A 20,555-nucleotide genomic window follows, 5' to 3' on the forward strand; every position below is an offset into this window, starting at 1 on the left:
CCCATCACTGATTGGCGCTCGTGGCGCATGGTAAGTGGCTAAGTTGCCAGGTTGCAAAGTTGCAGAAAACGTCGAATTCCGTAATTCCTTGGCCCGTCGGGGCACAATTGGGCGAAGAATACCTGCAGTTGGCGGGTTCTTGATTTGATGCACGTCAAGAACGCGGAAACACCGTGATCGGCGGAAAAACCAGCAGGAACGGGCATTGCAGCGTTGGCCCCGCGACCCATGGTCGCCGGCGATTCGGCGCCCGACAGGCGTGGCAAAGAGCCTATAATCCGCGTCTGCCGCTTCCGTTCTCCTCGGTTCCCCATATGGATAAAATCGCTCGTCGACAAATCGCTGTCTGGCTGCTCGTCTGCAGCGCCATGGTCCTGGCCATCCTGGTCGTCGGTGGCGTCACCCGCCTGACCCATTCCGGCCTGTCGATCGTCGAGTGGCGACCGATCGTCGGCATCATTCCGCCGCTCGATCAGCGTGAGTGGGATGAAACCTTCGCCAAGTACAAGGAAACGCCCGAGTACCGGCAGGTGAACCAGCGGATGACGCTCGATGAGTTCAAGGGCATTTTCTTCTGGGAGTACTGGCACCGCGTCCTCGGGCGGCTGATCGGCGCCGTTTTCCTGCTGCCCTTCGTCTATTTCTGGCTGCGCGGCAAGATCGATCGGCCCTTGCTGCCCAGGTTGCTGGCGATCTTCGTCCTCGGCGGTCTGCAGGGGGCGATGGGCTGGTACATGGTCAAGAGCGGGCTGGTCGATGATCCGCGCGTCAGTCACTATCGCCTGACCGCGCATCTGTCGCTGGCTTTCCTGATCTTCGTCTCGATGTTCTGGCTGGCGCTGGGGCTGCTCGCCGAGCGCTCTCGGGCAAGGAGCGACGACCCGCTGCGGGGAGTGCAGCGCACGGGTTTCTGGCTGTCGATCCTGGTCGCCTACATGGTCGTCAGCGGCGGCTTGGTCGCCGGCATCCGGGCCGGCAAGGCCTACAACAGTTTTCCCTTGATGAACGGTCACCTCCTGCCCCCGGAGAGTTTTGTCATTGATCCATGGTACCTCAATTTCTTCAACAACATGGCGCTGGTCCAGTTTGATCACCGCCTGGGCGCCTGGCTGCTGGCTTTTCTGGTTCCCTGGCTGTGGTGGCAGACGCGGTCGGCAGCGATTTCCGTACCGGCGCGTCGGGCCGCCACGCTGCTCCTGTTGGTGCTCTTCGTCCAGATCCTGCTCGGCATTGCCACGCTGCTGCTCGCAGTTCCGGTTGGGCTGGGCGCCGCGCATCAGGGTGGCGCGATGGTCGTTCTCGGCGTGCTGTTGTGGTTGAATCACGAACTCCGGGTCGAGCGTACGCCGGGTCATGCCACTTGATCGCCAGCCAGGGCCTGCGCTGGCGGAGAATTCGGGCGACGGCAGTGCTGCTGACCGTGCTCTCGCTGCTGGTCGTTGCGCTGAGCGCCTACCTGCGCCTTGACGCTGCCGGACTCGGTTGTGCCGATTGGCCGGGCTGCTACGCCAGGTCGCTGGCCGGCGAACCGCAGGCACTGCCTCTCAGCGTCGCGCGCCTGCTGCACCGCGCGACAGCGTCGCTCTCACTGCTGCTGGCCTGCGCTCTGGTCTGGGATTGCCGGCGCCGGCCCGCGGTTCAGTCGGCGGCACGTCCGGCGACGCTCCTTCTGCTGCTGATGCTCGTCCTGTCGATGCTCGGCATCTGGAGTGCGGATCCGAGGCGGGTGCTGGTCGGTTTCCTGAACATCATCGGCGGCCTTAGCGTGGTGGCTCTCTCGTGGCAAGTCGTGCTCGCCAGTCGGCCGCGCACCCTGCTCGACCGTGTGACGGCGCCGACGGTGCTGCTGCATCTGGGAGCCGCTGCCTTGTTGCTGACCGTCGTGCTCGGCGCGCTGATTGGTGCCGGCCATGCGGCGCTGGCGGGCGCCTGGTTCCCGGACTACGGCGGCGATTGGTTTCCTGGGTGGCCGCCAGCGGCGGGCTGGGCTGGCCTGCGGCCCTTCGCGACACTCTCCGGCACGCCGCTCGCTGACGACCCTGGCGGCATAGCGCTGCATGCGCTGCATCGCTACGCCGCGCTCGCCACGCTTCTTCTGTTGGGCAGTGCCGGGCTGCAGGCGCTGACTGACGAGACGCGGCGCCCAGCGGCGATTACTCTGCTGGTCCTGCTGGCCAGCGCAATCGCCGTGGGGAGCCTGACCGTGACCAGTGGTTTCAGCCTGTGGTTGGCGATCAGCCATGTCGTCTGCGCCGCACTGTTGCTGGCCGCCGTGGTGACGCTGCTCCGACGCTGACCCGTCGATCGGTGTGCCGCTTGCCGGGAACCCGTAGGTGCCGTTGGGGTGAGGAACGAACCCCAACCTCAACGGGTCGAGGAAGGGATTACGTTGGGGTTGTTCCTTCGTTACCCCAAAGCGCTGCGCGTTGCTGTCGCGGCGTCGACTGCGGCCACGGCCGCCCCACGCATCGGGTCGCGCAGATCATCAGAGACGGTATCCGAAGCGCACTTCCGGCCGCCAGATGGCTCTTTCCGCAGACTCCTTGCAGCCGATTCACAAAGACTGCACCCCCGGCCGAAGTGCCAGCTATACTGATATCGTTGCCTTTGCACTACCTGGCGGTCGCTGTTTTCGTCCGTAATTCCAAAACCCAAAGTAAGGAGAAATATCGTGTCCCATCAGCCAATGACTTGTAACAACCGCGGAGATATTCTGGTTGTTGGTGACTGGTTCGTTGATGAATACTGGTTCGTGGCCCGGCACCATTCCGGAGTCAGTTCGCACGCGAAGCCTCTTCATTATCGTATAGTCAGTGAAGAGAATGATGTCGTAAAAGATCTTTGTGGTGGCGGATTCATCTCGCGGGTTCTCTATGAGCTTCGAGAATACCAGGTTGATGGTTTAACGAACGCAACCGCTGAGATAACAAAACTTCAAGAGCGTCTACCAGGCCTTGCCGAGAGCAAGCGAAAGACGCTGCGGAAGCCGATTGCTGACTTCATGGATCAAATCGCTGCCCATAATGAAAAACGACCAGGTGAGGACTGTTGTAGTCTCCACACCATGGAGCATCTTAATAAATTAATAGGTAGAATAGGTGAATCTGAACGCTTGGAAAATGATCATATAAAAATATTTGGATACCCAGAAGAGAACGAAAATGCCATGCAAAACTTATTGACGAAGGAATATCGCATTTTTGGCTTGGGCCGCTGGCATGATAATGATACACTTGTCTTGCCGCACTTTCTCCACGCCGGCTGCCATACCGGCGACGCGACGATTGCGGCGGCGTCCTTTTCTCTGACACCCCAAAAATGTCAGCGACCCGTCGATGCTAAACTCTTCAATCTGGAACCAGCTGGTTCGAAGCATGGCACTGTTCGCTGCATCAGAGCGTACGAATCCGTTACCTTCAAGCAACTGCACCGGATTGATTGGGAGCCGGCGCCAGCTCTAAACGAGAATACTACCCTTTATTCCGATAAGTACAAAAAAGAGGTAGAGAAGTTCTTGGACCTTAAACCGAAGAACCTTGCGGTGATCATTGATGACCATTTAAAAGGCGTCATTGACGACAATCTTGTTAAATGCATCCAAGACAAACTTAAAGACCAAAATGAAACGGCCAGGTGGTTTGTGCGCACCAAGGATAAGCGGATTCGCGAGACTGCCAATAAAGCCAATCGCGAAGACAATATGGAATGGCCAGCGTGGTTGAGAAACCTCGATCGGATCGAACTGCTGGCCGTCGGGCCGGAGATATCCTCTCGCTCCTATCCCAACAACCGCCTGCTGACGGACAACGATCGCTTGGTCGAACATGCCTACGAACTCATCGATGCGCTAAGGTCCAAGGAAAGGCGCAACAAGCGGCAGGTAACCCATCTGGTGCTGACATCCGACAGCTTGGAGGTTGTGGTCGTGCTCGGTGAGTGGTGCTTTAGCGCCAAGCCGTCGGACAAGATAAAGAACATCGATCTGGAGAAGATCAACTGGACGAGTGCCTTCTTTGCGGCACTTGCCCATGAGGTGTTGACCGCTAAGGAGGAATGGGAGAGCGACGAGGAAGCATGCCAGAAGATGGTTGAACGCGCGGCCAATAACGCCCACGAACATAGCGGCGTTAGGTTGCCCAAGAGTTTAGGGACAACCTCGACCGGCTCAGGCAAGGCAAAAATCACCACAAATGTTAGAAGACTCGACACCTGGGCCGTCACACACCGGGACTGGGTGAGTGCGAAGTTAGTTGATCACTTTGGTATCATTGATGACCAAGATAAAGAAGCAAAGACAAAACAGGCCTTGGTCATCGTTCCGGCCACCCCTGGGAGCGCGGGTCTCCCGCCCGCAAGCGGGCCGGAGACCCGCGCTCCCAAGTCAAGCGTCCTGGCCGGAACGACGACCAAGGCCACAAAACATCTTGACGTGTGGCGGGCATCGACTGATTTACCTGGCTATATCGTCTGCATCAAGGAAAAGCGTGCTGCTATCCGGCGCATTTGGCAAAAGATCAATTCATTCGTTCAGCAGGATGACGCTTTGCAATCCGTGAGCATACTCCTTGAGGCCGACCCTGGCGTCGGCAAGAGCTACTTGGCAGAAAAACTGTCGGATAACATTCCGAACTGTACGCTTGTGAAGTGTGATATTACTCAAATGGTCGAGCGCACTGAACTCCTTGACCTGTTCGATATGGTGGCCAGCGCCCAGGCGGAGAAAAGTGGACCAGTGTTCGTCTTCGTTGACGAAATCAATGCAACACTCGGCGGCAGCCCCGTCTACGGCGCGTTCCTGTCGCCGTTGGAAGCGGGAACATACACGAGGAATGGACAACACACGAAACTGAAGCCATGCATCTGGATGTTTGCCGGAACCAGAGATAATAAGGGTGAGAATGAGAATAGGGTACAAACGGAAAAACGGGCAGACTTCGAAAAGCGAATGACCTTGTACACGAAGATCGACTATCGGTCACTTAATGAAAACCGAATTGGGGAAAGGAATAAAGTCGACGTAATTAACGAGGCGAAACTGGAGCAGGTGTATTTAGGCGCACAAATGATCAACAACGCTTTTAAGGACGTTAACCAGATAGACGAGGAGGTCCTCAAAGCCTTCGCCATGTTGGAGCCAAGCGAGGCGCCTGCACGAAGCATCAAGCGAATGGCCAACTCCCTGGAAAATGTCCAGTACGGCCGAGTGCATAAAGGCAACTGTACCAGCTTGGAGTGGGTCGATTTTATTGCTGGCACTCTCGGGGCAGAACGTCAAGGGTCACAGTATCAGGCCACGTGGAGGGAGGAGTTCAGACTCGGAGACGTTAGCTATGTGCAACTCAACCTCAAGTGATTGCATTGCCTGTTACTTTCGGCACGCGTCAGCCAGGGCTTCGCCTCTTGGATATCATATGATCAGGACGTTGGGGTGACGCAGGAACCCCAACAGCCAACCAATCCGCTATCATTTCGCGATGCGCTTTTCGTCGGGTCAAGCTCACCGGCGCACTGTACTTCCCCGCGGTCTAGCTCGCCGACCGCCAGTCGAGCGTCCTCGTCGAGGCTATCGACGCCTTGCGCGAAACCTTGCGACGATTTGTCCACACCCGTCCCCGCCGCATTGAGGCGAGAGTGTTGGGAGAGTGTTGGGGTTCGTACCTCACCCCAACGGCACTGGTGAACTGCTGGCGGATTCGCGTTCGCGCCGCTCAGTGCTTGTGTTCGCCGCCGGGAGAGGCGGTCGCGGTCAGGTCGCGGACGTCGGCCTTGACCGTGATCGCTTCGATCTTCTTGTCCGCGCCTTCGACCTGCAGCGTCAAGGGGACCGAGTCACCTTTCTTCAGCGGCTGTTTCAGGTCGATGAGCATCAAGTGGTAGCCGCCGGGTCCGAGCCGCACAGGTTTGCCGGCAGGGATTTCAAGGCGCGGAATGGGGCGCATTTGCATGACGTCGCCAGCCATCCTCATTTCGTGCATTTCGGTGAGTGCGGCAGCCGAGCTGGCCGCGCCGACGATCGTCGCTCCCGACTTGCTGCTGATCTCCATGAAGGCACCGGTGGCCTGCTGGCCGGCCACCGTGCCGCGCACCCAGGCGTCCTTGACCTCGACATCGGCGGCCAGCGCTGCCGTCGTCCACACGCCGGCGACGATGGCTGCCAGGGCCAGCGGGGTTCGTATTCCTTTCAAGGCGTACTCCTTGTTCGTTCAGGGAAAGCGATTATAAGCGCGTGCCTGCGCTTCCTGCTGCGGCAAGGTGTCGCAGGCACGACGTACGATCGGCCGCGCCTGGCGCAGCGCTCAGGGTTTCTGGCTCCAGTTGCCCTTGGCATCCTCGATCCACCAGCCGGAATGGAACTGCTCCTTCCAGCGCTTGACCTGTGCCTCCCGAGCGGCGGGCTCGAGGGCCTTGCCGCCCTGGCCTTCGGCGAGGGCGTAGATCAGCGAGTTGCGGTCAGGGTTCTCGTTGTCAATCAGCTTTTCGGCGATCTGTCGCTGCGGCAGCGTCAGCCGGCTGCCATCGCGCAGCTTGACCATGCCATCGTAGCCCAGACCGATGATGCCTACTTCGTAAAAGCGGACGAGTCGCGAGGCGCGCTGCGCCAGGCTGTGTTTGACCACCACTACCGGCGGCGTGCCGATATCGAGATTGATCTGGTCGCTTGCCGGCGCGGCGGCGGCCGGCAGCGAAAGCAGGGCGAGCAGCAGGAGAAAGCGTTTCATGTCAGGTGTCCAGAAGGGTCATTTGCTGCCACGATCGTCTGTGGGCAGGATCATTTGCCGGCTAGCAACAGCTTCAGATCAGCGGCGATACGGTCCGGCGTTTCGCCGTGGCGGATGAGCAGCCGCAAGCGCCCCTGCGGGTCAAAGGCGTAGCTGCCGGTCGTGTGGTCGATGCTGTAGCTGCCCGCAGTCGTGCCGGCCTGCCTAGCGTAGAAAACCTTGAATTCCCTGGCCACTGCCGCCGTCGTGGCGTCGTCGCCGCGCAGTCCGATGAAGCTGGGGTGAAAAGCCGTGACATAGGCAGCCAGCACTTGCGAAGTGTCGCGCGCCGGATCGAGGGTGACAAAAATCACCTGCACGCGGCTGGCGTCATCGCCGAGACGGGTGAGGACTTCGCGCATCGTCGCCAGCGTCGTCGGGCAGACATCCGGACACTGGGTATAACCGAAGAAAACGACGACTGCCTTGCCCTTGAAATCGGCCAGGTGACGCGGCTGACCCTGGGCGTCGGTCAGCGAGAAGTCCTTGCCCCAGTCGGCACCGGAAATGTCGGTCGACGTGAAGGCCGGCGGCTCGGAACAGCCGAACAACAGCACGGTCATGCACACGATCAGCGTCGAGAAAAAGGTCGAGAAGAGGGTAGGGAAGCGTTTCATGGTGTCCGGTGGTCGGCTGCCAGCGAAGGGCTGGCGGCTTGCCGCGCTGCTGCAGGTGGCTCATTGTCCCCCATTCCGGCGCCGCCGCCCAAGGGTATTTTGCCTGCGCGCATGTCTCAGCCGAGTTCGAGGCAAAACCGAATCCGATTGCGCCCGTCCTCTTTGGCCTGGTACATCGCCGCGTCAGCCCACTTCAAGAGCTTGTCGGGGCTGACTTCATCACTGATAAACAAGCTCACACCGATGCTGACCGTGCAATGATGGTCGATGGTGTGGTCTGCCATTCCATCGCGCTTGACGATCATCGAATAAGGTTCTGACAAGCTGAGACGGATTTTTTCGGCAATGCGCCTGACCTGTAAAGTCGACTCGTCCTTATCGGTGTGCAACTCGCTGAGCAGCACCACAAACTCATCGCCACCAAAGCGCGCGACGGTATCCGTCTCACGCACACAGCGTTTCAGTCGCGCTGCGACATCAATCAACAGCAAGTCTCCCGCTTCATGCCCATGCCTATCATTCAGCGGCTTGAAGTGATCCAGATCGAGGAACATCAGCGCGCCATAGCAGCCACTGCGTTTGCTGGCCGCCATGCTGTGGTTCAGGCGCTCGTGGAGTGTCAGGCGGTTCGGCAGTTGCGTCAGGGTGTCATGGAAAGCCAGATGCTGTACTTTCTCGTCGGCTCGCCGGCGCTCGGTGATGTCATGCGAGACGACGACGACGCGTTTGGTGCGGCCTTCGTCGTCCATGACGATGCCGCTGCGCGATTCCAGCAGACAGGTGCTACCGTTGGCCATCAGAAACCGATATTCGAGATGCTGGCCGATTCCCGTCGCGACGGCCTCGCGGAAGGCCCGGATGACGCGTTCACGGTCGGCCGGATGGATGTCGTCGAAAGACGAGCTGCCGACAATTTCCCGCTCACCGAGCAGGCGCGCGTAGGACGGACTGTTGTACAGGCGTCGCCCGTCGGCGTCGAGAATCGCGACGAAGCCATTGAGGTTCTCGGCGATCAGGCGGAACGACTCTTCCTGTTCACGTAGAACCTCCTCTGCTTTCTTGTTCGCGGTGATGTCTTCGGTGAAGATGATGATCCCGCCGATGGATCGCTGAGCGTTGTACCAGGGTCGTATCTCCCAACGCACCCACTTCACGGAACCGTCAAGCCTTTCGAAACGGTCGCCTTCCGATCGCAATACCTCGCCCGCCAGCCCTCGGCGATGAAACTCCTTCCATTGTTCCGGAATCTCCGGGAAAACGTCGTAGTGGGATAAGCCATGCAGATCACGCTTGTCGAGACCGTGGTCGGCAAACCAGTGGTTACTGGTGTACAAATACCGCATGTCGCGGTCGAACATCGCCAGACCAGCGGGAGCGTACTCGATGAAGAGTCGGCGCAATTCTTCGCTCGCGGCCAGAGACTCTTCCGCCCGCTTGATCGCGGTGATATCGGAGAACAAGGTCACCACCTGCCGGATATTGCCTTGCACATCGGGCACCGCGCTGATGGTCTGCATCTCGACGTACACTTCGCCGTCCTTGCGCCGGTTCCAGACTTCGCCGGACCAGTAACCATCGTCGATCAGATCGTGCCGCATGGCCGCGTAGAAGGCCTGATCCTGACGGTCGGAAGCGAGAAATCGCGAGTTGCGGCCCAAGGCTTCGTCGCGGCTGTAGCCAGTGATTCGGGTGAAGGCACGATTGACGTCGACAATCGTGCCGTCGGCGGTGGTGATCATGATCCCTTCGCGGGCGTGCGAGAAAACGCAGGCGGCCAGTTGCAGACGGCCCTCGGCCTGCTTACGATCGCTGATGTCGCTGAGCATGACACGAAAGACTGGATGGCCACTTTCGTTGCTCGCGATGGTGGCTTCCATACGCGCCCAAAAGATCGCGCCATCCCGTTTCACCATCCGCAATTCGCAGGCCTGTGCTTCGGCGACCTCGATGAGCCGCTTGCGGTGAAAGTAGTAGATGACCTGGTCGTCCCCGAAGACGAAGCGGGACAAGGGCTGCATGAGCAGAGCTTCTCGGACCACACCCAGCAGTGTGGCGGCAGTGAGGTTGGCCTCCAGGATGACTTCTTTCTCGGAGAGCGTGCAATAGCCTACCGGCGCCATGTCGTAAAGTTCGCAATAGCGCTCCCTGGCGGCATCAATCCGGCGCAGTTCCTCGTTCTGCATCTGCAGCTCGATCTGGTGCACGCGCAGTTCATGCAGCGCCTTCTGCATGGCTTCCAGCGACATGGCCTCGCGCTGACCCGCCAAACCGGTTTCCCGGACGATGGCTTCAGCCTGCGAGCGCAGCGCCTGCTCGGCGGGGGATTTGTCCTTGGTGCTCACCTGGTACCTCCATCGTCAGCTTAATCCATTTCGCTGCCGCCGCCCAAGGGTCTTTCGCCTGCGCGGGCAGTCGGGCGCTGGTGGCAATCTCTGGCGACCGCGATCAGCGGCGCGGCCTCTGCCGCAGTGACGATCGCGAAGGGCAGCGGCAGGCTGCGCTGTCGGGTGACGGTCAGCAGCAATCGGTCACGCGTGATCAGCAGGTCGGCGCGGCAGCGTCGCGCAAGAATCAGGAATTTCTGGTCGTCGGCGTCGCGGCAGCGCGGCAAGGCGAAATTCTCTGCGCCGGCGGCCTCGCACAAGGTGACGAAGCCGCGGTAGTCGGCGAGCAGCGACTGTTGTGCACTGGTGTCGAGAGCGAAGCGCGGGTAGCCGGCAACGCGCTCGAGTTCGGCAAGGCAGGGCTGATCGGCAAAGCACTGCACAGCACCGCAGTGGATCGCCCTGTGCAGCGCTTGTGCCGGCGGGTCGGCGAAGTGCAGCAAGTCGATGACGACGTTGGTGTCGAGGACCGCGCGCATGCGTTAGCCGAGCTCGAGTTCAGCGACCACGTGATCGGCGATGGCCAGGCACGAAGTCAGCCCCGGCGATTCGATGCCGAACAGGTTGATCAGGCCGGCGATGCCGTGTTGCCTTGGCCCCTGGATGACGAAATCGGCGGCCGGATCGCTGCGGCCGCTGATCTTTGGCCGGATACCGGCGTAGGCCGGCGCCAGCGCGTCATCCGGCAAGCCCGGCCAGTAGCGGCGAATCTCGGCGTAGAAAGCGTCGGCGCGCGCCGGGTCGACACGATAGTCGAGATCGCCGATCGGCCGCCCTGGCGTTGGGTCGGGCAACCACTCGACATCCGGGCCGAAGCGCGCCTGGCCGCCGAGGTCCAGCGTCAGGTGGACGCCGAGGCCGCCGACCTCGGGCAGCGGATAGATCAGCCGTGCGAACGGCGAACGTCCCGCGAGTGCGTAGTAGTTGCCTTTGGCGTGGAAGTTCTGCGGGATCAACGCGGTCGGGAATCCGGCCAGCGAGGCAGCGACCTGCGGCGCCCACAGTCCGGTAGCGTTGATCATCATCGCCGCGCGCAAGCGTAGAGGGTCAGCGCCGCCGCTGGCGAGCAGCAGGCCGGACTGCTCGACCGATCCGCTGCACAACGGGCTGCGCAGCGCCAACACGGCGCCGGCGCGCTCTGCGTCGCCGAGCAGCGCCAGCATCAGTCCGTGGCTGTCGATGATGCCGGTGGACGGAGAGAGGAGGGCAGCGGCGCAGCGCAGTTCGGGTTCCTGTGCGCGGACCTCGGCGATGCTCAGCAGCCGCAGGTCGTCGACGCCGTTGGCCGCTCCCTGCCGCTGCAGCGCGCTGAGTCTGTCCGTTTGCGTGCTGGACGTGGCGACGATCAACTTGCCACAGCGCCGGTGGCTGACGCCGTGCGTGGCGCAGAAGTCGTAGAGCTGGCCGCGGCCGGCAACGCACAGCCGTGCCTTCAAGGAACCGGTCGGGTAGTAGATCCCGGCATGGATCACTTCACTGTTGCGGGCACTCGTTTCGCTTCCGAAGGCGCCATTGCGTTCGAGGATCAGCGTCTCGATGCCGCGCCGTGCGAGCGCGCGTGCGCAGGCCAGGCCGACCACCCCGGCACCGATGACCGCCGCTGCCACGCTCTCCATCATTGGCTCTCCGAGGCTAGCTGGGCCAGGTGCGTCGTTTGAAGCTGTCTACGGACTTGCCGAGTGCCTTGCAGGGGGAGGTCTGGATTCGTCGCATGAGTTCCAGCGGCACCGCGGGCAGGCCGAAGTCATTCTGGAGCTTTTGCTCCATGCGCAACCAGAGCAGGGCGGTCACTTCGGCATCGGCCAGTGCGCGGTGGTATTGGCCGGCAGTCGGGATACCGGCGTGCCGGACCAGAGTTTCCAGCCGGTGATTCGGCGCTTCCGGATAGACCCGGCGGGCCACTTTCATCGAACAGAGCAGCTCGGTGGGACATGGTTTGCCGATGCGGTCGAGTTCGGCGCCCAGGAAGCCATGATCGAAAGAAGCGTTGTGCGCGACAAGGGGGCGGCCGGCGATGAAGACGATCAACTGGTGCATCACCACCTCGGCTTTCGGCGCCTGGCGGATCATCGCGTTGGTGATGCCGGTCAGTTGCTGGATGAAGGGCGGAATGGTGCGACCGCCGTTCATCAGGCTCTGGAAGCGGTCGATGATTCCCGTCTCGTCGATGACCACCGCCGCGACCTCGGTGGCCCGGTCGCCGAACCGCGGTGACAGTCCGGTGGTTTCAAAGTCGATGATCACCCGCTCATGCATACTGCCTCCCGTTCCTTCCACAAGTCTACACCTGCTGAAGGAGAGCTGAGGGAAAGTCCGCGATCGAAAACGATCCCTCATTGCTTGCCGCGCGCTGCTTGCGGGAGAAGCACATGCAAGCAGCGCGCGGCAACCCCACGAGTGTCGATCGCGTGGTGCCTGACAATCTTCCCGACTCTGCAGTGGCTCCCGGGGCCAAGTGCGAGATTGACGCTACCTGGTGGGGACTCTTATACTCCCTTACGAGGAACCGATTCCGAGACGCTTACCATGACTCAAGCGATACCCAGCCTAAGCGACGACCGGGTCGTCGCGGCGACGCGCCACTGGCTCGAACGCGCCGTGATCGGCCTCAACCTCTGCCCCTTTGCCAAAGGCGTTCAGGCGAAGGGGCAGATACGCTACGTCGTCAGCGACGCGCGCAATGACGATGCCTTGCTGGTCGACCTCGAACGCGAGCTGCAGGGGCTCGTGGCGGCTGCGCCGGAAGAAGTCGATACGACGCTGCTGATCCACCCCTGGGTACTGACTTCGTTCGCTGACTTCACGCACTTTCTCGATCTCGTCGACGTGGTGCTGGGAATGCAGCGCTTGCACGGCGTGCTGCAGGTCGCCAGTTTCCACCCGGACTACGTCTTTGCCGATACTGAACCCGATGACATCACCAACTGCAGCAACCGCTCGCCTTTTCCGACCCTGCATTTGCTGCGCGAAGCCAGCCTCGACCGGGCGGTGGCCGCTTTTCCCGACGCCGCGGCAATCTACGAGCGCAACATGCAGACGCTCAGGGATCTCGGCCGCGAGGGGTGGCTGGACCTGGATGTAGGCGCGCCGCCTGGCGAGAACGGGTAGCCGATGATTTCTGCCGTGTCGCCAGCGATCGGGCTGCGTGAGGAAGAAATCGAGTTCATCGCCATTCGCGCGCAGGGCGCCGGTGGGCAGAACGTCAACAAGGTGTCGAACGCGATTCATCTGCGCTTCGACATCGGCGCCTCGTCGCTGCCCGATGTAATCAAGGAACGTTTGCTGACCCTGCACGATCAACGGATCAGCGCTGACGGTGTGGTGATCATCAAGGCGCAGGCCCACCGCAGCCTCGAGCGCAATCGCGTCGATGCGCTCACGCGCTTGCGCGAAATGATCGCCAGGGCGGCGTTCACGCCGGCACCTCGTCGGCCGACGCGGCCAACCCGCGGTTCGCAAGTCAGGCGTGTCGAGGGCAAGGTCAAGCGTGGCGTCGTGAAACTGCTGCGCGCCAAGGTGAGCAGCGAACAATGAACAAGGAGGGTTTGTCGATGCGTAGCGACTGCCGTGCACCGGCGGAGGCGTCGTGATGGCGCCCGCTGATGTGCTCGGGTTCTGGTTCGGAGAGGTGACACCGGCGCAGTGGTGGGCGAAATCGGATGCCTTCGACCGCCTGGTGGAAGCACGGTTCGGTGCCCTGCATGCTGCAGCCATGCGTTGCGAGTTGTACGCGTGGCGCGACTGCGGCGAAGGACGACTGGCTGAGATCATTGTCCTCGACCAGTTTTCACGCAACATTCATCGCCATCGTCCCGAGGCGTTCGCGGCCGACGGCATGGCCCTGGTACTGGCTCAGGAAGCCGTCGCTGCCGGAGTGGACCACACGTTGGAGCCACCGCGTCGCGCTTTTCTGTACCTGCCCTATATGCACAGTGAATCGGCAGCAATACACTCCATTGCGGTCAGGCTTTTCGCTCTGCCGGGCATGGCCGACAACCTCGCCTTCGAACGGCAACACCAGTCGATCATCGAGCGTTTCGGGCGTTATCCGCACCGCAACGTCGTTCTTGGTCGCGCCTCAACGCCGGCAGAGCTCGAATTCCTGCGGACGCCGGGGTCGGCCTTCTAGGCGCAGACAAGGGAGAAAAAGATGGCCTTTCAGCAGAGTTTCGAGGTTAACACCCGCGGTCGCGGGACCATCGAGATCACCCATAACGTGGCCCGGATCGTCAGCGCTTCGGGAATCCAGGTCGGGCTGGCCCACGTTTTCGTCCAGCACACCAGTTGTTCGGTCGTGCTGACCGAAAACGCCGACCCTTCGGTGCGCCGTGATCTCGAAACGCTGGCCGCCAGATGGGCGCCCGATGGCGACGCCGCCTACCGGCACGACAATGAGGGCGATGACGACATGGCGGCGCACGGACGGAACATTCTGGCCGGTGCTTCGGTGACCATTCCTGTCGGCGGCAGCGACATGCTGCTCGGTACCTGGCAGGGAATCTATCTCTGGGAGCACCGAACGTTGTCCCAGCGGCGCCGGGTCGTCGTCACGGTCATTGGCTGAAGGGTCGTTAGTTGCGTTCATGCTTGCTAGACTCGGCTGCTTGACCGTCTGGCGACTACAAAAGGAAAGTCAATGAAAATAGGATTTATCGGTCTGGGGATCATGGGGCGCCCGATGGCGCTGAACTTGCTGCAGGGTGGTCACCAGGTCACCGTCTGGGCACGCCGGGAGGAATCGATGCAGCCCTTGCTCGCCGCTGGCGCGAGCGGCGCTGCCAGTCCCGCCGCAGTCGCCGAGGCGGTGGAGGTGGTAGTCTCGATGGTCGCCGATGCACCCGACGTCGAACAGGTGATGCTTGGCGAGCTGGGCGTCGCGACGGCTGCCAGGGAAGGGCTGGTCGCTGTCGATATGAGCACCATTCGGCCGGCAGCGGCGCGTGACCTTGCCGCGCGCCTGCTGGCCAAGGGGATCGACTTCCTCGATGCGCCGGTTTCCGGCGGTGAGGTCGGGGCGATCGCCGGTACGCTATCGATCATGGTCGGCGGTACGGCTGCTGCGTTCGCGACTGCGCGACCGGCTTTCGCCTGCATGGGCAAGAACATCGTTCATGTCGGCGATTCCGGCGCCGGGCAGGTGGCCAAGGCGGCCAACCAGATCGTCACCGGGGTCGGTGTGCTGACCGTCGCCGAAGCGCTGAATTTTGCCGCCAGGAGCGGCGTCGATCCGGCTCGCGTCCGCGAGGCGCTGCTCGGTGGTTTCGCCTATTCCAAGATTCTCGAGAATCACGGCCAGCGGATGCTCGACCGCAACTTCAAGCCGGGCTTCAAGTCCTGGATGCATCAGAAGGACATGAACATCGTCATGCAGAGCGCGCACGAACTGGGCCTGTGCCTGCCGGTATCGGCGGCGACGGCGCAGATGTACAACGCGATGGTCGGGTCGGGGCTAGGCGAGGAGGACTCGATCGCCATTCTCAAGCTGCTCGAACGGCTGTCGGGTGCCGAGTCGGAGTCATGATGCGCGTCGGTTTCATCGGCCTGGGAATGATGGGCCGGCCGATGGCGCTGCACCTGCTGCGCAGCGGCAATCAGTTGGCCGTCTGGGCACGCCGACCCGAGGCCAGCGGGCCGCTGCTCGCGGCTGGCGCGGTGCGTTGCGCCACGGCGGCCGATGTCGCGCGGCGTTCCGAAGTGGTGTTCACGATGGTCACCGGCGGTGCTGACGTCGAACACGTGGCGCTGGCGGCCGACGGCCTGGTCGAAGGTTTTGCCGCCGGTTCGATTCTGGTCGACATGAGCACCATTGCCCCGGAAAAGGCGCGGTCGCTCGCCCGGCGCCTGTCCGCTCGGGGCATCGAGATGCTCGATGCCCCGGTTTCCGGCGGTGAGCAGGGGGCGATCGCCGCGACGCTGGCGATCATGGTCGGCGGCCCGGCGGCGGTGCTCGAGCGCGTGCGGCCGCTGTTCGAGGTTCTCGGCAAGACGATCGTCCATGTCGGCGACCACGGCGCGGGGCAGGTGGCAAAGGCGTGCAATCAGATGGTCATGGTCGGCGCGATCCAGGCCGTCGCCGAGGCGCTGCACTTTGGCCGCGCCGCCGGGGCCGATCCGGCCAGGGTGCGCCAGGCGCTCGCCGGCGGTTCGGCCGGTAGCCGGGCGCTGGAAGTGATGGGCGCGAGAATGGTCGAGCGAAACTTTGCCGCTGGCGTCGAAGCGCGTCTGCACGACAAGGATTACGCCGTCGTTCTCGCCGAAGCCCATCGCCTCGGCGTTCCGCTGCCGGTCTCAGCAGCGGTCTGCCAACAGCTCAACGCGCTGATGGCGAAGGGCTGGGGACACTTGGACACGGCAGTGCTGTTGCGTATTCTGGAATCGGTCGGGAGCGGCCGATAAAAACGCTGGCCATCGTTCTTGCCGTCTTGCTGAGCGCTTGCGCGGGCCTCAGCGGCCTGGCACAGAAGCCCGAAGTCAGCGTGGCCGGCTTGAAGCTGCTTCAGCTCGGGTTTTTCGAACAACGCTTCGCGCTGCAGTTGCGGATCAAGAATCCCAATGACGTCGAGTTGCCGATCAGCGGTCTGAGCTTCGCCATCGAACTCAACGGACAGCCGTTCCTCACCGGATTGTCGGACAAGGCCGTGACTGTGCCACGTTTTGGTGAAGCGGTGCTCGAGGTGACGGCCAGCGCTTCTCTGGGTAACGCGCTGAAACAGCTTCGCGAGTTGCGGAACGCTGACCGTGATCGCGTCGACTACCGGATTGTCGGTTGTGTCAGCCTCGTCGGCGTCGGCAGCATGCCCTTCGAACGGCGCGGCGATTTGCCGATACCGGCGATCGACCTGGCGCCCAGAAAGGCATTGCCACCGCCGGGATCGGAACGAACCTGACGCGGCTTTCCGGCGCTGCCGGCACCTATCTGACGGGAATGATCAGCTTGTCCCACCCTGAGGCATCATCTTCCCTGCTGTCGCCCTGGCCACGCCGAAGCGTGGCCAGGCGAGCTTCGACGGCAGCGATCGATTCCTCGGTGAGCTGGAGACTGCGGCGGTCAGCGCCGCAGCGGCGTTCAGGCAGTCCAGCAGGTCGCCCAAGTTGATTCTGGCGGCGGTCTGGTCCTCTTTGCGGACGCATCACTTACTCCTTGAAATCACTCGATCGACGACACGGCAACTGGCGCCGAAACGCCTGTCCAGCGTGCGCATCATGCCAACCGACCGGCGGTGCAGCGGTGGCTGACTTCTCACGGCTATGGCACCCGTATCACCGCGTCAGACCGACCTGGATTCTGTAAATTATCAGCGATACGGCGCAGGACGGCCAATGGATCACACTTATGGCGCAGACATCGACAGCGATACTATCAGCCAATTCTATCTGCCGGAACCAGTCGCAAGCCTGCCGGCAAGGACTCGCCGAAAGCGCGGCGTTGGTCGGCTTTGTCGAGTTCGACGACGGTCGTCACCTGCTCGATCCAGGTGGCGCTGGCGTTGCTCGCAGTCAGGCGCGCCAGTACGCTTCGCCGTTTGGCGTCGGGCAGGTCGCGCGAGCGGTCGCCGGTCAGGCGAGCGATCTGCGTGGCAGCGAACGCGGCTGGCTCGACTTTCTTCCAGTCGACGGCCAGCAGGGCTTCCAGCCAGCGGCAGGCGACTTCGGGCGGAACGACCTGGTGGGCGCTGCCGTAGAGCGACTGCCGCGCGCCGATGCGGCCGAGTGCCCACCAGCCGAGCGTCTTCTCCGAGGCTTTGCGCAGTCTGCCGAGCAGCCAGTCGCCGACTTCGACCTTGCGCTCGACGGATAAGCGTTCAAGCGACGCTACGAGGCGCAGCATATCGTCGTGACTGCCGGCCATCGCCGCCGCCAGGCGGCTGCGGGTCTTTGCCGCTTCGCTCTGCAGGGCGGGAAGGAGTTCGGCCAGGAGCTCGTCCTGGGTAGCGGCGGGCAAGCCGCCAGCGGCGCGGCGCCACAGCGTCCACCATTCCGACCAGTTCTGGCTCTCGCCGACGTACTCTACTCCGTGCCCGAGCAGCAGGCAAAGCTGCTCTATCCGCCACTCGTCGAGCGCGTAGCCGAGCCCCGGGCGCAGGCAGTAGCCGGCGAGATTGAACCACAGCCGTTCATGTTCCGGCGAGCGGCGGCGGCGCCTTGCGCGCTGCATCAGTGCGTCGAACAGCGCGCGCAGCAGCGGCATGTCCCAGTCTTCACGCTTGCCGAGCAGATGCTCGAGCTGACCGCGCAGGTGCCGAACTTCCCTGCGCATCTGCGCATTGTCCAGTGCTGGCGAGCGCGCTCCGAAAATGTGCTCGATGCAGCGCACGGCGTCGGCAAAGCGTGGTGGCAAGACCGTCGACGAAACCGCCGAAGCCCCCCCTTCGCTCTCGTCGCCCTCGTCGCCACGCAACTGGAACTCGAGCAGCCAGCGACGGGCGGCATCGTCGACGCTGACGCAGTGCAGTTCGAGTGTGCCGACTTCGGTCATCGCACTGATCAGTTGCACGCGAACTTCGCGCTGGCTGCTGTCAGCGGGCGCCTGCACGACGGTGGCGATTGGCGGCAGACGGACGAATTCCTCGTCGGCCAGGTCGGCGATTTCGCCCGCCAGGTAAGGGGTGTCGGCGACCGACGAAGCGAGGTGAAAGCGCACCGGCTGGCCGAGGCGCAAGCTGAAGGTCTGCTCCGCCAAGCGGACCTCGTGCCCCTCCTCGGTGCCGCGCGGCAGAATGCAGATGCCTCGTCTGTGTTGCCCCGCCTCCTCGAGGACGAGAAAGTAGCTGCGCGCCGATCCGCCGCCTATTCGCCGCCCATGCCCCTGGCGGACCAGCGCGTAGGCGACGGCCCCGCGGGCCACGGCGACGTCCGGATTGTCGTTGTGCAGGACGCGCAGCGTTGCGCCTCGCCAGTCGCCAAGAGTGCTTCGCAGGCGCTCGGCAAGGGCCTCGGCGCGAAACACGCCGCCGTTGAGGAGCAGCGTATCGGGTATCGGCAGTGGCTGCTCGGCGTTGCCTTCGCTCGGCCCGCTCTGTTCGCCGCTTTCAACCGCGAGCGCCCGCCGCGACGCCTGCGCGTGCCGTCGGAGAAAGGCGGCGACGTGTCGGGTGATCGCCGGGTCGGCCGGGTAGGGCAGTCCGAACTCGACGATGGCAGCTCGTCGCTGCTGTATGGGCTCATCTGCTGCCACGCGCGGCAGGAAGCCATCGACGATGACCTGGCGAACTTCATCGCGCCTCAGTTCGACCGTTCGCGCGCCGCCGATCAGCCGCGAGCCGCCGCCCAGCAGGGTCAACTGGAGGCTCTCCGGTGCGCCGACGGAAAGCAGTTGCTCCTTGGCCGCCCGGCAGCGTGCGGTGAGCTGCGAAAAGCGCGCCGCCGACAGTCGTCCCTCACTGCTTGGCAAACGTGATTCGATGAGATGGGCAAGAGCCAGATCCATATTGTCGCCACCGAGCATCAGGTGGTCACCGACGCCGATACGCGTCAGCTCGGGCTCGCCATCCTTCATGCTCACCCCGATCAGGGTCAGATCGGTGGTTCCACCGCCGACGTCACAGACCAGCAGGAGGCGCGTTGCGGCGAGTTCCTCGGTGAGGTCCTGTTGATGGCGAAAAAGCCAGTCGTAGAACGCCGCCTGAGGTTCTTCTAGCAAGCGCAGGTTCGCCAGCCCCGCCTGCCGCGCGGCGGCCAGCGTCAGCGCCCGGGCGCCCTCGTCGAAGGAGGCCGGAACGGTCAGGATCACCTGCTGCTTCTCCAGCGGCGCTTTCGGGAAGCGGTAGTGCCAGGCGGCGCGGACATGGGCGAGATAGCTCGCGCTGGCGCCGACCGGCGAGACCTTGGCGATTTCGTCGTCGGCACCCCAGGGCAGGATCGCTGCCGTACGGTCGACCGAGGCGTGTGACAACCAGCTCTTGGCGCTGGCCACCAGCCGACCCGGAACCTGGCTGCCGAGGTCGAGCGCCAGGCGGCCGGTGAGCACCGGCTCGTCGCCGTCGGCCGCCGGCCACGGCAGTTGCAGATCGCCCGGGCTGATTTCCCCGCTCGCTGGATGGTAACGGACCGAAGGCAGCAAGGGCCGCGCGGCAACCTGCCCGGGTCCGACCAGTTGTTCGATCTCGAACAGCTCGACCTGCTGCTTGCCGGGCGCGGCGTAAGCGACCACCGTGTTGCTGGTGCCGAGATCGATCCCGACGATGTACTGTTTTTGCACTATTCAGATGCCTTCAATAGGTTTGCCAGTGCTGCACGTACTTGTCGCGCAGCCCCCCTTGAACGGAGTATTAGGCGCTAGAATCCCGCCATGGCACCGACGATCTTCCGCGAGGGCAGTTTTCGCTGCTTCTCGCGAGAGGAGCCAAGACTGCATGTGCATGTCAGCCATCCGGATGGCGAGGCCAAGTTCTGGTTGTCGCCAGAGTTGACGCTGGCCACTAGCACCGGGCTTTCGCCGCAGCAACTCAAGGAAGCGCAACGGCTGGTCGCCGTTCACTTGGAGGAAATCACCCATGCCTGGCACACCCATTTCCCAAATTGAAGTCACCAACATTTCCAGGCATGGCTTCTGGCTGCTGCTTGCCGACGAAGAGTTGTATTTGCCCTTTGCTGATTTTCCCTGGTTTCGGAGCGCAACCATAGAACACATCTGTCGAGTCGAATGGCCTACTGATAACCACCTCTTTTGGCCGTTGCTGGACATCGACCTAGCGGTCGAGTCGATACGCAATCCTGCCGCGTTTCCTTTGGTTGCATCGGTGACAGCGGCTGACACTGCGGTCAGGCGGGACGCGCAGGAAGCGGCGCGCCCCTGA

21 protein-coding genes are annotated in these 20,555 nt (G+C 62.6%); 12 read left to right on the forward strand and 9 right to left on the reverse strand.

Annotated features, from left to right (window positions below; genetic code table 11):
• The first annotated feature begins 314 nt into the window (after positions 1–314).
• The 3 genes from ACCAA_RS09850 (at position 315) to ACCAA_RS09860 (ending at position 5,353) form a co-directional block, all read left to right on the forward strand.
• Entirely contained in the window at positions 315–1,364 is a 1,050-nt protein-coding gene (locus ACCAA_RS09850) for a COX15/CtaA family protein (RefSeq protein ID WP_186407075.1), read from the forward strand.
• The gene (locus ACCAA_RS09855; RefSeq protein ID WP_186407076.1) at positions 1,361–2,296 is read left to right on the forward strand and encodes a COX15/CtaA family protein; all 936 of its coding nucleotides are present in this window, start codon (positions 1,361–1,363) and stop codon (positions 2,294–2,296) included. Before ACCAA_RS09850 ends, ACCAA_RS09855 begins: the two co-directional genes overlap by 4 nt.
• 375 nt (positions 2,297–2,671) lie before the next feature.
• Positions 2,672–5,353 (forward strand): P-loop NTPase family protein, encoded by a 2,682-nt coding sequence (locus ACCAA_RS09860; RefSeq protein ID WP_186407077.1) that lies wholly within the window; start codon positions 2,672–2,674, stop codon positions 5,351–5,353.
• A 355-nt stretch (positions 5,354–5,708) separates the two neighbouring features.
• Here the strand turns inward: ACCAA_RS09860 and ACCAA_RS09865 are convergent, their stop codons facing one another.
• The 7 genes from ACCAA_RS09865 to ACCAA_RS09895 form a co-directional block, all read right to left on the reverse strand.
• On the reverse strand, positions 5,709–6,185 hold the full coding sequence (locus ACCAA_RS09865; protein ID WP_186407078.1) for a copper chaperone PCu(A)C: 477 nt from the start codon (positions 6,183–6,185) through the stop codon (positions 5,709–5,711).
• Between the two features lie 111 nt (positions 6,186–6,296).
• Positions 6,297–6,719 (reverse strand): DUF1318 domain-containing protein, encoded by a 423-nt coding sequence (locus ACCAA_RS09870; RefSeq protein WP_186407079.1) that lies wholly within the window; start codon positions 6,717–6,719, stop codon positions 6,297–6,299.
• A 50-nt stretch (positions 6,720–6,769) separates the two neighbouring features.
• The gene (locus ACCAA_RS09875; protein WP_186407080.1) at positions 6,770–7,375 is read right to left on the reverse strand and encodes an SCO family protein; all 606 of its coding nucleotides are present in this window, start codon (positions 7,373–7,375) and stop codon (positions 6,770–6,772) included.
• Positions 7,376–7,491: 116 nt separating this feature from the next.
• On the reverse strand, positions 7,492–9,717 hold the full coding sequence (locus tag ACCAA_RS09880) for a PAS domain S-box protein (RefSeq protein WP_186407081.1): 2,226 nt from the start codon (positions 9,715–9,717) through the stop codon (positions 7,492–7,494).
• Between the two features lie 20 nt (positions 9,718–9,737).
• Positions 9,738–10,238, reverse strand: a complete 501-nt coding sequence (locus ACCAA_RS09885; RefSeq protein WP_186407082.1) for a putative toxin-antitoxin system toxin component, PIN family — start codon at positions 10,236–10,238, stop codon at positions 9,738–9,740.
• Positions 10,239–10,241: 3 nt separating this feature from the next.
• A complete protein-coding gene (locus ACCAA_RS09890) occupies positions 10,242–11,375 on the reverse strand; it encodes an NAD(P)/FAD-dependent oxidoreductase (protein WP_186407128.1) in 1,134 nt (377 codons plus the stop codon).
• Positions 11,376–11,391: 16 nt separating this feature from the next.
• Positions 11,392–12,015 (reverse strand): 3'-5' exonuclease, encoded by a 624-nt coding sequence (locus ACCAA_RS09895; protein WP_186407083.1) that lies wholly within the window; start codon positions 12,013–12,015, stop codon positions 11,392–11,394.
• A gap of 270 nt (positions 12,016–12,285) precedes the next feature.
• Here ACCAA_RS09895 and ACCAA_RS09900 point away from each other — a divergent pair, with 270 nt between their 5' ends.
• The 7 genes from ACCAA_RS09900 to ACCAA_RS09930 all read left to right on the forward strand — a co-directional run bounded on the left by ACCAA_RS09900 (position 12,286) and on the right by ACCAA_RS09930 (position 16,646).
• Positions 12,286–12,867, forward strand: coding sequence for a DUF1415 domain-containing protein (locus ACCAA_RS09900; protein WP_186407084.1), 582 nt, complete (start codon positions 12,286–12,288; stop codon positions 12,865–12,867).
• A 3-nt stretch (positions 12,868–12,870) separates the two neighbouring features.
• Positions 12,871–13,293, forward strand: a complete 423-nt coding sequence (gene arfB / locus ACCAA_RS09905; RefSeq protein ID WP_186407085.1) for an alternative ribosome rescue aminoacyl-tRNA hydrolase ArfB — start codon at positions 12,871–12,873, stop codon at positions 13,291–13,293.
• A 55-nt stretch (positions 13,294–13,348) separates the two neighbouring features.
• Complete coding sequence (locus tag ACCAA_RS09910) at positions 13,349–13,888, forward strand: DUF924 family protein (RefSeq protein WP_186407086.1); 540 nt, start codon at positions 13,349–13,351, stop codon at positions 13,886–13,888.
• A 21-nt stretch (positions 13,889–13,909) separates the two neighbouring features.
• Positions 13,910–14,323, forward strand: coding sequence for a secondary thiamine-phosphate synthase enzyme YjbQ (locus ACCAA_RS09915; protein WP_186407087.1), 414 nt, complete (start codon positions 13,910–13,912; stop codon positions 14,321–14,323).
• Positions 14,324–14,395: 72 nt separating this feature from the next.
• Positions 14,396–15,280 (forward strand): 2-hydroxy-3-oxopropionate reductase, encoded by an 885-nt coding sequence (locus ACCAA_RS09920; RefSeq protein WP_186407088.1) that lies wholly within the window; start codon positions 14,396–14,398, stop codon positions 15,278–15,280.
• Complete coding sequence (locus tag ACCAA_RS09925; protein ID WP_186407129.1) at positions 15,280–16,155, forward strand: NAD(P)-dependent oxidoreductase; 876 nt, start codon at positions 15,280–15,282, stop codon at positions 16,153–16,155. The genes ACCAA_RS09920 and ACCAA_RS09925 overlap by 1 nt, the downstream gene beginning before the upstream one ends.
• An 89-nt stretch (positions 16,156–16,244) precedes the next feature.
• Positions 16,245–16,646 carry an LEA/WHy family protein gene (locus tag ACCAA_RS09930; protein ID WP_186407089.1) on the forward strand — a complete coding sequence of 134 codons (402 nt, stop codon included), beginning with the start codon at positions 16,245–16,247 and terminating at the stop codon, positions 16,644–16,646.
• Positions 16,647–16,671: 25 nt separating this feature from the next.
• Here ACCAA_RS09930 and ACCAA_RS09935 read toward each other — a convergent pair whose 3' ends face one another.
• Positions 16,672–16,890 (reverse strand): hypothetical protein, encoded by a 219-nt coding sequence (locus tag ACCAA_RS09935; protein WP_186407090.1) that lies wholly within the window; start codon positions 16,888–16,890, stop codon positions 16,672–16,674.
• Positions 16,891–17,119: 229 nt separating this feature from the next.
• On the reverse strand, positions 17,120–19,957 hold the full coding sequence (locus ACCAA_RS09940; RefSeq protein WP_186407091.1) for an Hsp70 family protein: 2,838 nt from the start codon (positions 19,955–19,957) through the stop codon (positions 17,120–17,122).
• Positions 19,958–20,047: 90 nt separating this feature from the next.
• Between ACCAA_RS09940 and ACCAA_RS09945 the strand changes: the two genes are divergently transcribed.
• Complete coding sequence (locus ACCAA_RS09945) at positions 20,048–20,281, forward strand: DUF4160 domain-containing protein (protein ID WP_186407092.1); 234 nt, start codon at positions 20,048–20,050, stop codon at positions 20,279–20,281.
• Entirely contained in the window at positions 20,253–20,555 is a 303-nt protein-coding gene (locus tag ACCAA_RS09950) for a DUF2442 domain-containing protein (protein WP_186407093.1), read from the forward strand. The genes ACCAA_RS09945 and ACCAA_RS09950 overlap by 29 nt, the downstream gene beginning before the upstream one ends.

Origin of the sequence: Candidatus Accumulibacter aalborgensis (assembly GCF_900089955.1) — a bacterium.
Classification (GTDB): domain Bacteria; phylum Pseudomonadota; class Gammaproteobacteria; order Burkholderiales; family Rhodocyclaceae; genus Accumulibacter; species Accumulibacter aalborgensis.

Excerpts from the sequence above, each read along its gene's own strand:
- ACCAA_RS09885 (WP_186407082.1), bottom strand. The coding sequence starts at position 10,238 with ATGCGCGCGGTCCTCGACACCAACGTCGTCATCGACTTGCTGCACTTC.
- ACCAA_RS09850 (WP_186407075.1), top strand. The coding sequence starts at position 315 with ATGGATAAAATCGCTCGTCGACAAATCGCTGTCTGGCTGCTCGTCTGC.
- arfB (WP_186407085.1), top strand. The coding sequence starts at position 12,871 with ATGATTTCTGCCGTGTCGCCAGCGATCGGGCTGCGTGAGGAAGAAATC.
- ACCAA_RS09915 (WP_186407087.1), top strand. The coding sequence starts at position 13,910 with ATGGCCTTTCAGCAGAGTTTCGAGGTTAACACCCGCGGTCGCGGGACC.
- ACCAA_RS09900 (WP_186407084.1), top strand. The coding sequence starts at position 12,286 with ATGACTCAAGCGATACCCAGCCTAAGCGACGACCGGGTCGTCGCGGCG.
- ACCAA_RS09890 (WP_186407128.1), bottom strand. The coding sequence starts at position 11,375 with ATGGAGAGCGTGGCAGCGGCGGTCATCGGTGCCGGGGTGGTCGGCCTG.
- ACCAA_RS09935 (WP_186407090.1), bottom strand. The coding sequence starts at position 16,890 with ATGCGTCCGCAAAGAGGACCAGACCGCCGCCAGAATCAACTTGGGCGA.
- ACCAA_RS09875 (WP_186407080.1), bottom strand. The coding sequence starts at position 7,375 with ATGAAACGCTTCCCTACCCTCTTCTCGACCTTTTTCTCGACGCTGATC.
- ACCAA_RS09950 (WP_186407093.1), top strand. The coding sequence starts at position 20,253 with ATGCCTGGCACACCCATTTCCCAAATTGAAGTCACCAACATTTCCAGG.
- ACCAA_RS09920 (WP_186407088.1), top strand. The coding sequence starts at position 14,396 with ATGAAAATAGGATTTATCGGTCTGGGGATCATGGGGCGCCCGATGGCG.
- ACCAA_RS09910 (WP_186407086.1), top strand. The coding sequence starts at position 13,349 with ATGGCGCCCGCTGATGTGCTCGGGTTCTGGTTCGGAGAGGTGACACCG.
- ACCAA_RS09925 (WP_186407129.1), top strand. The coding sequence starts at position 15,280 with ATGCGCGTCGGTTTCATCGGCCTGGGAATGATGGGCCGGCCGATGGCG.
- ACCAA_RS09870 (WP_186407079.1), bottom strand. The coding sequence starts at position 6,719 with ATGAAACGCTTTCTCCTGCTGCTCGCCCTGCTTTCGCTGCCGGCCGCC.
- ACCAA_RS09945 (WP_186407092.1), top strand. The coding sequence starts at position 20,048 with ATGGCACCGACGATCTTCCGCGAGGGCAGTTTTCGCTGCTTCTCGCGA.
- ACCAA_RS09895 (WP_186407083.1), bottom strand. The coding sequence starts at position 12,015 with ATGCATGAGCGGGTGATCATCGACTTTGAAACCACCGGACTGTCACCG.